This window comes from Cryptosporangium aurantiacum, assembly GCF_900143005.1.
GTDB classification, from domain to species: Bacteria; Actinomycetota; Actinomycetes; order Mycobacteriales; family Cryptosporangiaceae; genus Cryptosporangium; species Cryptosporangium aurantiacum.
Window position 1 is genome coordinate 56,766 of sequence record NZ_FRCS01000006.1, and the last position, 12,228, is coordinate 68,993.

At 72.1% G+C, this 12,228-nt stretch carries 11 protein-coding genes; 1 reads left to right on the forward strand and 10 read right to left on the reverse strand.

Annotation, left to right across the window (positions count from 1 at the left end; all coding sequences use genetic code 11):
* Positions 1–60 precede the first annotated feature (60 nt).
* Genes BUB75_RS20790 through BUB75_RS20815 form a run of 6 tightly spaced genes read right to left on the reverse strand, consistent with a single transcriptional unit; the run spans position 61 to position 6,501 of the window.
* Positions 61–1,971, reverse strand: a complete 1,911-nt coding sequence (locus tag BUB75_RS20790) for an oxidoreductase (RefSeq protein ID WP_073259284.1) — start codon at positions 1,969–1,971, stop codon at positions 61–63.
* The gene (locus tag BUB75_RS46385; RefSeq protein ID WP_178379941.1) at positions 1,968–2,162 is read right to left on the reverse strand and encodes a ferredoxin; all 195 of its coding nucleotides are present in this window, start codon (positions 2,160–2,162) and stop codon (positions 1,968–1,970) included. Before BUB75_RS46385 ends, BUB75_RS20790 begins: the two co-directional genes overlap by 4 nt.
* On the reverse strand, positions 2,159–3,370 hold the full coding sequence (locus tag BUB75_RS20800; protein ID WP_073259288.1) for a cytochrome P450: 1,212 nt from the start codon (positions 3,368–3,370) through the stop codon (positions 2,159–2,161). Before BUB75_RS20800 ends, BUB75_RS46385 begins: the two co-directional genes overlap by 4 nt.
* A 10-nt stretch (positions 3,371–3,380) precedes the next feature.
* A complete protein-coding gene (locus BUB75_RS20805) occupies positions 3,381–4,178 on the reverse strand; it encodes an ester cyclase (RefSeq protein WP_084741545.1) in 798 nt (265 codons plus the stop codon).
* A complete protein-coding gene (locus BUB75_RS20810) occupies positions 4,178–4,942 on the reverse strand; it encodes an enoyl-CoA hydratase/isomerase family protein (RefSeq protein ID WP_073259292.1) in 765 nt (254 codons plus the stop codon). Before BUB75_RS20810 ends, BUB75_RS20805 begins: the two co-directional genes overlap by 1 nt.
* Positions 4,939–6,501, reverse strand: coding sequence for an acyl-CoA carboxylase subunit beta (locus BUB75_RS20815; protein ID WP_073259294.1), 1,563 nt, complete (start codon positions 6,499–6,501; stop codon positions 4,939–4,941). Before BUB75_RS20815 ends, BUB75_RS20810 begins: the two co-directional genes overlap by 4 nt.
* A gap of 95 nt (positions 6,502–6,596) precedes the next feature.
* Between BUB75_RS20815 and BUB75_RS20820 the strand changes: the two genes are divergently transcribed.
* Positions 6,597–8,384 (forward strand): acetyl/propionyl/methylcrotonyl-CoA carboxylase subunit alpha, encoded by a 1,788-nt coding sequence (locus BUB75_RS20820; RefSeq protein WP_073259296.1) that lies wholly within the window; start codon positions 6,597–6,599, stop codon positions 8,382–8,384.
* Between the two features lie 52 nt (positions 8,385–8,436).
* On the opposite strand, the gene BUB75_RS20825 is transcribed toward BUB75_RS20820, so the two are convergent.
* Genes BUB75_RS20825 through BUB75_RS20840 form a run of 4 tightly spaced genes read right to left on the reverse strand, consistent with a single transcriptional unit; the run spans position 8,437 to position 12,047 of the window.
* Positions 8,437–9,219: an SDR family NAD(P)-dependent oxidoreductase gene (locus BUB75_RS20825; protein WP_073259298.1), complete on the reverse strand. Its 783-nt coding sequence runs from the start codon at positions 9,217–9,219 to the stop codon at positions 8,437–8,439.
* Positions 9,216–10,049: a mycofactocin-coupled SDR family oxidoreductase gene (locus tag BUB75_RS20830; protein ID WP_073259300.1), complete on the reverse strand. Its 834-nt coding sequence runs from the start codon at positions 10,047–10,049 to the stop codon at positions 9,216–9,218. Before BUB75_RS20830 ends, BUB75_RS20825 begins: the two co-directional genes overlap by 4 nt.
* An 11-nt stretch (positions 10,050–10,060) precedes the next feature.
* Positions 10,061–11,620 carry a class I adenylate-forming enzyme family protein gene (locus BUB75_RS20835; protein ID WP_073259302.1) on the reverse strand — a complete coding sequence of 520 codons (1,560 nt, stop codon included), beginning with the start codon at positions 11,618–11,620 and terminating at the stop codon, positions 10,061–10,063.
* Positions 11,621–11,636: 16 nt separating this feature from the next.
* Positions 11,637–12,047, reverse strand: a complete 411-nt coding sequence (locus BUB75_RS20840) for a nuclear transport factor 2 family protein (RefSeq protein ID WP_073259303.1) — start codon at positions 12,045–12,047, stop codon at positions 11,637–11,639.
* Positions 12,048–12,228: the final 181 nt, after the last annotated feature.

A 12,228-nucleotide genomic window follows, 5' to 3' on the forward strand; every position in this document is an offset into this window, starting at 1 on the left:
TCACCCCTTTTCTCGGTACTCTCGGCCACCAAACTACCAAACGGCCGATTTGTAGCGTGTTCATACCGTGAGCCCGGCGTCGGCACCCGCGTTCACCGCGCGCACGAAGTCCGCAGGGATCTCGGCGTCACCCAGCACCCGGACGTCGACGCCCAGCAGCGCCAGCTCGGTGGTGATCGCCGTTCCGGAGGCGCGCCACCCGATCGCCAGCGCGACCAGATCAGTGTCGAGGGTCTCCTCCTCGCCGCCTGCGCCTGCCGGGCGCCACCGCACCAGCCCGGGCTCGAAGCCGACCACGACCGCGCCGGTCAGGATGCGGACGCCGTCGCGGCGGAGTTGTTTGACCAGCTGCCTGCGGGTGATCGCCTCCACGCCCCGGCCGATGCTCCCGGCCATCTCGACGATCGTGACCTCGGCGCCCCGGGCGCACATCAGCTCGGCGGTCTCGCAGCCGGTGGCGCTTCCCCCGACCACCACCAGCCGGGTGCCCGGCTCGACCGTGACCTCGCCGAGGAGCAGACGCTGGGCGTCGTGCACGGCCGGCCCGTCGATGCCGGGGATCGGCGGCACTAGCGGTTCCGCGCCGGTGGCGACGACCACGACGTCCGGGTGGTGCCGTTCGACCGTGCGCGCCGAGACCGGCGCGGAGGTGTGGACCTCGACGCCCAGCTCCACGAGCAGACGCGCCTGGAAGTCGCGGAAGCGGAGGACCTCCTGTTTGCTCGGGGCCGCTCCGGCCACCGTGAGTTTCCCGCCGAGCGTGCGGTCCCGCTCCCAGATCGACACCCGGTGCCCGCGCAGCCGGGCGATCCGGGCCGCCTCCAGTCCGGACGGCCCGGAGCCGACGACCATCACCCGGCGCGGCGTCGCGGCCGGTTTGACCGCCCAGGTCAGCTCCCGGCCCACCTCGGGGTTGACCGCGCACCGCGCGCGCTCGCCGCGTCCGACCAGGTCCACGCAGGCGTTGCACGCGATGCACGGCCGGACGTCGCCCAGCCGGCCCGCGCGGACGAGGTTCGGCCAGTCCGGCTCGGCGATCAGCCCGCGGCCGAGCAGGATCAGGTCGGCGTCCCCGGAGGCGACGACGTCCGCGGCCAGGTTCGGGGAGTCCAGGCGCCCGACCGCCATCACCGGCACCGACACGGCCTGCCGGACCGCGCGCGCCAGCGGACGCATGTGTCCGCGCGGTACCGCCATCGGCGCCAGCGTCTGGTGCAGCGTTAGCCAGGTCCCGGAGGACACCGAGATCGACGCGACGCCGGCGTCCTCCAGCATCCGCGCGACGGCCACCGCCGACTCCACGTCGAACCCGCCGGGCTCGGCGTCGGTGCCGTTGAGCCGCCAGACGAGCGGCAGATCGCACGCCGCGCCGATGGCCTGCGCCACCTCGATCGAGAACCGGGCCCGGTTCGCGAGCGTCCCGCCGTAGGCGTCGGTACGGACGTTGTGCCGGGCCGACAGGAAGTTCGACGGCAGGTAACCGTGCGCGCCGTGCACCTCGACGAAGTCGAAGCCGGCGTCCGCCGCGAACCGCGCCGCCTGCGCGTAGTCGGCGACGATCCGCTTGATCTCCGGGACGGTCAACGCGTGCGGGGTCGGCGCGACCGAGTTCAGCGGAACCGGTGACGGCGCGACCGACGGACCGTCGGTCACCTGCCGGCCCGGGTGCATGAGTTGGACGCCGACCTTCGTGCCGTGCGGCCGCACCGCCTCGACGATCCGGCGGAGGCCCGGCACGTACTGCGGTCCGCACAGACGTGGCTCCGGTCCGCGGCTGTCCGGCGAGACCAGACAGCCCTCGACCGTGATCGCGCCGACGCCGCCCTCGGCGCGCCGCCGGTAGTAGGCGACCGTGTCCTCGGTGACGAACCCGTCCCGGTCCAGGCAGGTTCCCATCGGCGCCATGACCAGCCGGTTGGGAAGCGTGAGCCGGCCCAGGCGGAGCGGCGTGAACAGCACCCCGGTGTTCACGGCAGCACCTGGAGGGCCCGGACCGGGCAGGCGCTGACGCCGAGTTCGGCGGTGGCCTCCTCCCCCGGCGGCACCGGCCGGTCCGGGCCCACGCCCGAGTAGCCGTCGTCGTCGAGCGGGAAGAGGTCGGGGTCGACGACGTAACACTGGGCGTGCCCCTCGCACACGCCGGGCACCAGACCGACCCTCACGGCGAGCACCTCACCGGCAGCGCCTCCAGCGACCGGGACGCCAGGCTCGCCTTCCACTGCGGCTCCCCGGCCAGGGCGAGTCCCGGCATCCGCGCGACGACGCGCGCCAGCGCGATCCGGGTCTCCATCCGCGCGAGCTGCGCGCCGATGCAGGCGTGGATGCCTTTTCCGAAGGCCACGTGCGGGTTGGGGCTGCGGCCCAGGTCCAGGACGTCCGGGTCGGTGAACTTCTCCGGATCGCGGTTGGCCGCGGCGAGGACAAGATGGACCCGCTGCCCCGGAGCGATCGTCCGGCCCTGAATCTGGGTTTCGCTCACCACCCAGCGGTTCAGCACCTTGATCGGGCCGTCGAAGCGCAGGAGTTCCTCGACCGCGGGGCCGATCAGCTCCGGTTCCTGCCGCAGCCGGTCGAGGTGGTCGGGGTGGCGGAGCAGCGCCAGCACGGAGTTCGCGATCGAGTTCGTCGTCGTCTCGTGCCCCGCGAACAGCAGCAGGGCGCACATCGCGACGAGTTCGTCGTCGGACAGGCCGTCGGAGCCGTCGCGCGCCATCAGCGCCGACAGCATGTCGTCGCCCGGGTCGCGGCGCCGCTGCTCGACCAGCGCACCGAAGTAGGTCTGCATCTCGATCAGGCCGCGCAGCGCCCGCTCGTGCCGTTCGGCCCTGGCCGCGCCGCCGGTGCCGAACGCGACGAGCGCCAGCTCGTCGGACCAGTCGCGGAAGCGGTCCCGGTCTTCCGGCGGGGCGCCGAGCATCGTCGCGATCACGATCGCGGGCAGCGGATACGCGACCCGCTCGATCAGGTCCTGCGGACCGGGCTCGGTCAGGAACGCATCGATGTGCTCGTCGACGATCCGCGTGATCATCTCGGTCATGCCGGCGATCCGCTGGCCCTTGAACGCTCCGGCGGCGAGCTTGCGCAGCCGGGTGTGGGCGGGCGGATCCGAAACGACCATCCAGTCCGACATCAGCGAGAGCACGGTGGTCGTCGCCGGTCGGCCGGCGCGCGCGGCCAGCAGCGGCCGGACCCGGTCGCTGGACAGCGCCTTGTTCTGGAACGCCGCCGAGACGTCGTCGTAGCGGGTGATCAGCCACGCGCGGTGCGGCTCGCTCCAGTGCACGGGGTCGGAGTCGCGGAGGTCGCGCAGCAGCGGGTACGGGTCGGTGTTCGCCGGGAGCGCGAGCAGATCATCGGTGACGGCAGGCATGCGCGTCCTCTCAGCTGCTGGAGACCGTGGGCTGCCGGGTGCGGCTGCGGGCGAGTCCGAGGCGGTCCCGCACGATCCAGCCGCCGCTGACCCGGCCCGCTCCGACGGTGACCAGACCGACGAGGTGCAGGGTCGCCGGAGTGTCGAGGTCGCCGGCGTACGCGCCGGAGGCGGTGACCCGGAAGGCGACGTACGCGCCCGCCGAGAACAGCTCGTCGACGTCCGACGTCGCGTCGGTGAGCAGGGCGGGACCGGCCTCGCCGTCGTCGAAGCGGACCGGGCCCGGTGGCTCAGTGGGCTGCACGGCCGCGCCGGAGGCGATCCAGTCGCGCACGACGGCCTCGGCCGCGGGATCGGCCGGTTCGGCGGGCGTGTCCCACGGTGCGAGCGCGGGCGGCTCGACCGCGGCCGGGATCCCGGACTCCAGCTGACGACGACGCGACAGGTAGTCCTGCTCCACGGCGTTGGCCACCAGGCGACGGCCGTTCCAGCGGTACAGCCCGAGCCCTGTCCACACCGCGATCCGGCCGTTCCGGGCGGATCGCCCGTGCTCGGAGAACCGCATCGCCAGCCGTTCACCGTTGCCCACGATCGTGTGCACGGTCAGGCACAGCCCGGGAAACTGCGTGAACTGCCGCTGGGCCGCGGGGATGTACTGCTCGTCCCGGCCGGCGACCTCGTGCGGCCCCATCCGCAGGACGTACTCCGGCTCCATGATCTCCGCGCACACCGAGACGTCGTGGCGGTTGGTGTAGTCGTTGACGTACCGCCGCATCAGCGCCACGAACGGGTCTGCCGCCGGGCCCATCAGCGGCCCCCGAAGCGCGGCGGCCGCTTGGCGAGGAACGCGGCGATGCCCTCCGCCGCGTCCGCGGTGGCGTGCAGGCTGGTGAGCGCGCCGGTCGAGTGGTCGAACTCCCCGCGATCGACGCCACGGTTGACCAGGCTCTTGCCGGTGGCCACGGCCAGCGGCGCCCTCGTGGCGATGCGGGCGGCGAGTTCGCGGGCGGCGTCCAACAGGTGTTCGGCGGGAACCACTTTCTGCGCGAGCCCGATCCGCAACGCGGTGGCCGCGTCGACCCGCTCGCCGGTGAACATCATCAGCTTGGTCCAGTGCCTGCCGATCACGGCGGGCGCGCGCAGCGCGCCGAACCCGGGGACCAGCCCGACCGCGGTCTCCGGCATCGCGAACGTCGCGGTGTCGGCGGCGACGACGACGTCGCAGGCCAGTGCGAGCTCACACCCGCCGCCCATCGCGTAGCCGTTCACCGCGGCGATGATCGGCAGCGGCGACTCCTCGACCGCGGCGAACGTGCGCATGCAGTCCTGCTGGAACTCGCGTTTGGAGGCAACGTCGGTCAGCGCGGCGAAGCTGCCGATGTCACCGCCGGCCGAGAAGGCCTTGTCTCCGGCGCCGGTGAGGATCACCGCCCGGGTGGAGCCGTCGGCCGCGAGCCGGGCCAGGGCATCCCGGAGCTCGGCCCAGAACGTGCGGCCCATCGTGTTGAGCGTGGCCGGATCGCCGATCGTGAGCAGCGCGACCGCGTTCCCGGCTTCGACCTGGAGGCTCACGCGAGGCCTCCGAGGGCGATGGTGATGCTCGCCGCCACGACGTCTCTGGTTCGGCCGGGTTCGATGACGTCGTCCAGCGACAGGTGCGCGGCGGCCTCCCACGGCTCGGACTCGCTGACCCACTCGGCGGTCAGTTCGGCGACCAGCGCGTCGTGCGCCGCCTGTCCCTGCTCGTCCAGCACGCGTTGCAGGCGCCGCCGGTGGATCGTGCGGATGCCGGTCTCGGGCGCCATGAAGCCCAGTTCGGCGCTGGGCCAGGCGTAGAGGAAGTCCGGTTCGGTCGGCCGCCCACCCATCGCGAAGTGGCCGCCGCCGTACGCCTTGCGGAGGACCACGCCGATCTTCGGCACGGTCGCTTCGGCGATCGCGGAGACCACCGCCTCGTAGCCGTGCAGGATGCCGCCGCGTTCGGCTTGGGTGCCGATCATCAGACCGGGGACGTCCTGCAGGAACACCAGCGGCAGTCCGAACGTGTCGCAGAGCTCCACGAACGCGCGTTCCTTCGCCAGCGCGGCCGGGTCGAGCGCACCGGCCCGCGCGATCGGCTGGTTGCCGATCAGCCCGACCGGCCGACCCTCGATCCGGGCGAGCGCGCACAGCAGGCTGGGGCCCCAGCCGTCGCCCCAGGGCAGGATGCTGGCCTCGTCCGCGAGGCACGCGAAGACGTCGCGCATGTCGTAACCGGACCGCGCGCCGAGCGGCACGATCGTCTCCAGCTCACCGGGGTCCCGCGCGGGCGGCAGCGGCGGCGCGAGCGGAGGGCGCTGGGTCGAATTCTGCGGTAGGTAGGACAGGAACGCGGCGATCGCGTCCAGCGCGTCGGCCTCGGTCTCGACGACGAGGTGCACGTTCCCGGCCTCGGTCGCCGCCGCGGGGCCGCCGAGTTCGGTGTCGGTGACCTTCTCGCCGATCGCCGGTTCGACCACGGACGGCCCGGACAGCGCGATCGATCCGCTGCGGACCATCACGACGAAGTGCGCGGTGGAGGCGTGCAGCGCGGAGTCCCCGTAGGACGGACCGAGCACCGCGGCGGCCCGCGGGATGCGCGGTGCGCCGGGCGGCGGCTTGAGGAACGTCGTGAAGTCCAGCGGCAGGCTGGAGAAGCGCCAGCCCGAGACGTCCGGCATCCGGCCACCGTCGGCGTCACAGAGCAGCACGAGGGGGAAACCGTGCCGCTGGGCGTGCTCGATCAGCCGTCCCTGCTTGCGCATGCTGATCGGTGCGGTGGTGCCGGCGACGACGCTGGAGTCGATGCCGATCACGCCGATCCGCCTGCCGTCGAGCAGCCCGAACCCGGTGACGACGGCGTCACCGGGGATCGGCTTGTCGCGGCGCAGCTCAGGCAGTGCGAGGGCGCCGATCTCGAACCAGGTTCCGGGGTCGACGAGCAGGTCGATGCGCTCCCGGACGGGCAGGCGGCCGGATTCGCGGTGCCTTTTGAGTCCTTCCGGCCCGCCGCTGGCGAGCGCGGCTTCGCGCTTGTCGCGCAGCACGGCGAGCCGGTCAGCCATCGTGACTTCGTCCGCGTTCCCGTTCGCGTTGATGGTCTTGGTCGTCACCGGACCTCCGCTCTCCGTCCAGCGCCGCTAGACTACCAGACGTCCGGTTGGTAGATAGTTTCTCGAACGCCTGCCCGCTGAGCCGAGGAGCCCCGATGCCGGGAACGACCGTCCTGGTGGCGAACCGCGGCGAGATCGCGGTGCGCGTCATCCGCGCCTGCCACGAGCTCGGCCTGCGTGCGGCCGCCGTCTACAGCGACGCCGACGCCGACGCTTTGCACGTGCGGCTGGCCGACGAGTCTCACCGGATCGGCCCGGCTCCGGCCCGCGCGTCCTATCTCGACCGGGACGCCGTGCTGCGTGCCGCGTCGGCGTCCGGCGCTGACCTCGTCCACCCGGGGTACGGGCTGCTCAGCGAGGACGCCGAGTTCGCGCGGGCGGTGACCGCGGCCGGGCTGGCGTTCGTCGGCCCTCCGGCGGAGGTCATCGCCGGGATGGGCGACAAGGTCGCCGCCCGCGCGGTCGCGGAGAAGTGCGGCATCCCGGTGCCGCCGGGCACCGGTGCGCTGACTCCGGAGCAGGCGCTCGGCGAGGCCGCGCGGATCGGCTTCCCGCTCGTCGTCAAGGCCTCGTTCGGCGGTGGCGGGCGCGGCCTGCGGGTCGTGACGTCGGCCTCCGGCCTGGCCGGCGCGATGGCCGCGGCCGGGCGCGAGGCCGGTGCCGCGTTCGGGCGGTCCGACGTCCACCTCGAGCGGTACCTCCAGCCGGCGCGGCACGTCGAGGTGCAGGTGTTCGGCGACGCCTACGGCGCCGTCGTCCACCTCGCCGACCGGGACTGTTCGGTGCAGCGGCGGCACCAGAAGCTGATCGAGGAGGCCCCGGCGTTCGGGCTGTCGGCGTCGCTGCGTGCGGCGGTGCGCGAGGCTGCGGTGGCGCTCGCCCGGGAGGTCGGTTACGTCGGCGCCGGGACCGTCGAGTTTCTCGTCGTGCCGGGGACGGACGAGTTCTTCTTCCTGGAGATGAACACCCGGCTGCAGGTGGAGCACGGGGTGACTGAGCTGGTCACCGGCGTCGACCTCGTCGCCGCGCAGCTGCGGGTCGCGCGGGGTGAGCCGTTGCCGTTCACCCAGGACGAGATCGTGGTGCGGGGGCACGCGATCCAGGCGCGGATCGCCGCCGAGGACCCGTGGGCGGACTTCCGGCCCGCGCCCGGAACCCTGACGGCGCTGTCCGTGCCGCTCGGGCCGGGTATTCGCAACGACTTCGGCGTCGAGGCCGGGGACAGCGTGCCGGCGGCGTACGACTCGCTGTTCGGCAAGGTGCTGGCGCTGGGTGCGGACCGGGAGGCGGCGCGGCGTCGGCTCGGGGTGGCGCTCGACGCGTTGCGGGTCGACGGGGTGCCGACGACCGCACCGTACCTCCGGTCGATTCTCGACTCCGAGTCGTTCACCGCGGGGACGCACGACACGAGTTCGGTGGCCCGGGAGTGGGCACCATCGGCGCTCGGCCTTCAGGTGGCCGCGCCACCGTCCGGGGTGGCGCCACCGTCCGGGGTGGCACCACCGTCCGGGCCGGCAACGCCGTCCGGGCCGGCGCCGTCCGGCGGGGTGGCTGCTCGGCGCGTCCGGATCGCCACCGACCGGGGGCCGGTCGAGATCGCGATCTACGGTTCCGCGCCTCGCGCGTCTCGGACCACCGCCACCGCCGCCGGCACCGCGGGAAGCGCGGTGGGTGGCCCGCCGACGGCGCCGATGGACGCCACCGTCGTCGCGATCCACGTCGAGCCGGGTCAGCAGGTGGCCGCGGGCGACGTCGTCGCCGTGCTCGAAGCGATGAAGATGGAAATGCCGATCCGCACCGAGGCCGCAGGCACCGTCGCCGAGATCCTCGTCGCCCCCGGCACCGCCGTCCCGGCCGGCACCGCCCTACTCGCCCTCAGCTGAGGTGCGAGGAACGCGGATTAGTCCTGCTATGACGACACCGATCCGCTTTTCATCAGAGCGCGACGATCGGGGTGTCCGGGCCACCGCCGTCGACCGTGATGCGCTGGCCGGTCACGTACCCGGCGGCGGACGAGGCCAGAAACGCCACGACGCCCGCCACGTCCTCCGGCCGGGCCACCCGGCCGAACGGATAGCGCCCGTCCAGCTCCGCGATCGTCGCACCACCCGACGCCGCCACCAGCCGTTCCCCCATGTCGGTCGCGACCAGCCCCGGCGCGACGACGTTGACGCGCACGCCGTGCGCACGCTCCTCGAACGCCAGGGTCCGCGCCGCGGCCTCCATCGCCGCCTTCGCCATCGTGTACGCCGCTCCCCCGCGCGGCGTCGACTGCACGATCGAGCTGGACACCACGATGACGTCGCCGCGCCCGGCGGCCCGCAGCCCGGGCAGCGCCGCCCGGATCAACGCGAGCGGCCCGAGCGTGTGGACCCGGAGCAGCCGCAGATACTCCTCGTCGCCGGTGTCGGCGATCGACGTCCCGCGGCTCGCCGTGCCCGCGTTGCTGACCAGCAGGTCGACCGGCCCGTAGTCGGCCCGGACCTGCTCGACCAGCCCCGCGGCCGCGGCCGGGTCGTCGATCGACGCCCGGTAGGCCCGCGCGGTCCCGCCCGCCTCCGTGACGAGCCCGACGACCTCCTCGGCCGCCGCAGCGTCCCGCCGGTAGTTGACGGCGACCACCGCCCCGCCGGCCGCCAGCCGCAGCGCCACCGCCCGGCCGACGCCACGCGAGCCGCCGGTCACGAGCGCGATCCGACCGGCGAGATCACCCGTCACTTGACCGCGGCTCCGGCGTCGACGGGCAGCGTCGCCCCGGTGATGTAGCGCGCCTCGTCGCTGGCCAGGAACAGCACCGCGTTGGCGATGTCGACCGAATCGATCCACGGGACCTCCAGCGCGTTGAGCGACATGAAGCCCGGCATCGCCTTCTCCTGGGTCGGCTCCGGGTCGTCGGGCGCGAACATCCCCCAGGTGCCGGGGTTCTGGATCATGTGCGTGTCGACGTTCGTGGGGTGCACGGTGTTGACGCGGATCCGGTGCGGCGCGAGTTCGTTGGCCATCGTGCGCATCAGCCCGACGATCCCGTGCTTCGCCGCGACGTAGTGCGCGACCTGCATGATCCCCTTCAGACCGCCGATCGAGCTGGTGAAGACCATCGACCCGCCACCTCGGCGCATCAGGTGCGGCACGGCTGCCTTGGCGGTGTGCCACACCCCGGTGAGGTTGACGTCGAGCATGTCCTTCCACATCTCGTCGGTCAGTTCCCAGGAGAGCCCGTAGCTGGCGATACCGGCGTTGGCGACCACGATGTCCAGGCCACCGAGCTGGGCGGCTCCCGCGTCGAGCGCGGCCTGCAGCGCCGCCGGGTCGCGGACGTCGGCCTTCCTGGCGACGATCCGGCGATCCAGCTTCTCGACAATGGCGACGGTCTCGGCCAGGTCTTCCTCGGTGGCGAGCGGATACTTGTCCACCGTGGCGATCGGCGCGCAGGAGTCGACCGCGATGATGTCGGCGCCCTCCTCCGCGAGCCGCACCGCGTGCGCCCGGCCCTGGCCGCGCGCCGCACCGGTGATGAACGCGACCTTTCCGGAAACCCGTCCCGTCATGCTCGCCTCCTTCAGATGGAGCGCTCGCGGTCGGCCCAGTACCGGGCACGGAGCTCACGCTTGAGGATCTTTCCGGTGGGTGCCTTGGGCAGAGCGTCGACGAACTCGACCGAGCGCGGCTTCTGGTACGACGCGAGGTGCAGCTTCGCCGTCTCGACGATGTCGGCCTCGGTCGCGCTGGTCTCCGGCTTGAGCACGACGAACGCCTTCACGGCCTCGCCCCACTCGTCGTCCGGGACGCCGATCACCGCGCACTCCAGCACCGAGGGGTGGCGGTTGACGGCTTCCTCGACCTGGATCGAGTAGATGTTCTCGCCGCCGGAGATGATCATGTCCTTGGCGCGGTCGACGATGTAGACGTAGGACTCGGAGTCCCAGGTCGCGATGTCGCCGGTCCACATCCAGCCGTCGCGGATCGTCGCCGCGGTGAGGTCGGGCCGGTTGTAGTAGCCGAGCATGTTCGCCTCGGAGCGGACAACGATCTGCCCCGCGGTGGCTCCGTCCCTCGGCACCTCGTTGCCGGCCGGATCCACGATCCGGACCGTGGTGACAAAACCCTCGCGCCCGCACGACATCAGCCGCTCGGGGTGGATCCCGCGGATCGCGTCGCGGTGGTCCTCCTGGGACAGGAAGCACATCGTGGTGCCCTCGGTCTGCCCGTATCCCTGGATCAGCGTGCACGGGAAGTTCTCCAGCGCGGCCTTCACCACCGAGGACGGCATCGGGCCGCCGCCGTACTGGATGTTGCGCAGCGACGAAATGTCGTAGGACGAGAAGCCGGGCACCGCCATCATCCAGTTCAGCATCGTGGTGATGCCGAGGAAGGCCGAGACCTTCTCCTCCTGAATCAGCTCCAGCGCCGTCCGCGCCTCGAAGTTCATCAACACCAGCGGGCAGCCGTGGCGCATGTAGTTCATCGAGAGCACGACCGGGATGTGGTACATCTGCCCGGTCAGCATGTAGACGTCGGTCGCGACGATCCGCTCGGCGACGGTCTGGTTGAGCATCCCGTACGACACGCTGGTGTGGCTGTGCAGCGCGCCCTTGGACTCGCCGGTCGTGCCGCCGGTGTAGAGGATGAAGAACGGATCCGCATCTCCGGTCGATGCCGACCGCGCCGGCTCGTCGTCGGAGGATCGGGCCTGCAGCTCCGCGTAGCTCCCGTCGCTCGCGTCGCCGAACTGCAGCCAGTGCGGAACGTCGACGATCGCCTGTAACTGTTTCGCGGCGTCCAGCCACTCGTCGGAGACGATCACCGCCTTCGGGGCCCCGTCGGCGACGATCTTGGCGAGTTCGGGCACGTTCAGGCGCCAGTTCAGCGGTTGTGCGACCAGCCCCGCGCGCCCGGCGGCGTAGTAGATCTCCTGGTACTCGATCGAGTTCTTGGCCAGGACCGCGACCCGGTCCCCCTTGGCCAGCCCGAGGCCGTCGACCAGGCCGTTGGCGAGCCGGCGGACCCGCTCGTCCAGCGTCCGCCAGTCCAGCCGCCGCCCGCTCGGGGCGTCGACGATCGCGTCACGGGTGGGCGTCAGCGCGGCCCACTTCTCCGGGATCCGTCCGATGTTGACCATGCGGCGTCCCGGGGGATCAGTAGGGCAGGTCGAGGTAGATGTGCCGGGTGGCGATCAGCCACCCGCTCCCCTGCTTGACCAGGTCGTCGCGGTACCAGCCGCTGGAGATGACCTTCAGCGCGCCGTTCTCGATCGACAGCAGGGTGAGGTTCGACGTCACCGAGGCGGTGTCCGCCGTCTCCTTGACGATCACCAGGTTCGAGATGTTGTGCCGGCGCTGGTCGGTCTGCGCCGCGAGCGAGTCGGCGTGCAGCTTGTGGATGGCGGCCCGGCCTTCGAACGGGCCGACCACGTCGCCGTCGCGACCGATCTGCAGGGTCAGCGTCGCCGTCTCGGTGAACTGCTCGGCGAGGAGGTCGACGTCGTTCTCGTCGTAGCCCCAGGCGGCTCTGTTCAGGACGTTTTCGATTTCGGCACGAGCGGTCATGAGCGGCCCTCCGAAGTGAGCATCGCAGCGAGCGCTAGCGAGCAAGGAGCGGAGCGGAGGAGGGGCGCGGGACACACAGTCATGACGGCCTCCTCGGGCGAGGGTGGAGGTGAGGTGTCGACGTTGACTAACGGCCGTTTGGTAGCGATGAGGCTAGCATTACGCCGGAACCCCAACAAGG

What these genes read in the sequence shown, in the direction of transcription:
- BUB75_RS20840 (WP_073259303.1), bottom strand. Translation starts at nt 12,047, where the DNA reads ATGACCGCTCGTGCCGAAATCGAAAACGTCCTGAACAGAGCCGCCTGG.
- BUB75_RS20800 (WP_073259288.1), bottom strand. Translation starts at nt 3,370, where the DNA reads ATGCCTGCCGTCACCGATGATCTGCTCGCGCTCCCGGCGAACACCGAC.
- BUB75_RS20835 (WP_073259302.1), bottom strand. Translation starts at nt 11,620, where the DNA reads ATGGTCAACATCGGACGGATCCCGGAGAAGTGGGCCGCGCTGACGCCC.
- BUB75_RS20820 (WP_073259296.1), top strand. Translation starts at nt 6,597, where the DNA reads ATGCCGGGAACGACCGTCCTGGTGGCGAACCGCGGCGAGATCGCGGTG.
- BUB75_RS20805 (WP_084741545.1), bottom strand. Translation starts at nt 4,178, where the DNA reads ATGGGCCCGGCGGCAGACCCGTTCGTGGCGCTGATGCGGCGGTACGTC.
- BUB75_RS20830 (WP_073259300.1), bottom strand. Translation starts at nt 10,049, where the DNA reads ATGACGGGACGGGTTTCCGGAAAGGTCGCGTTCATCACCGGTGCGGCG.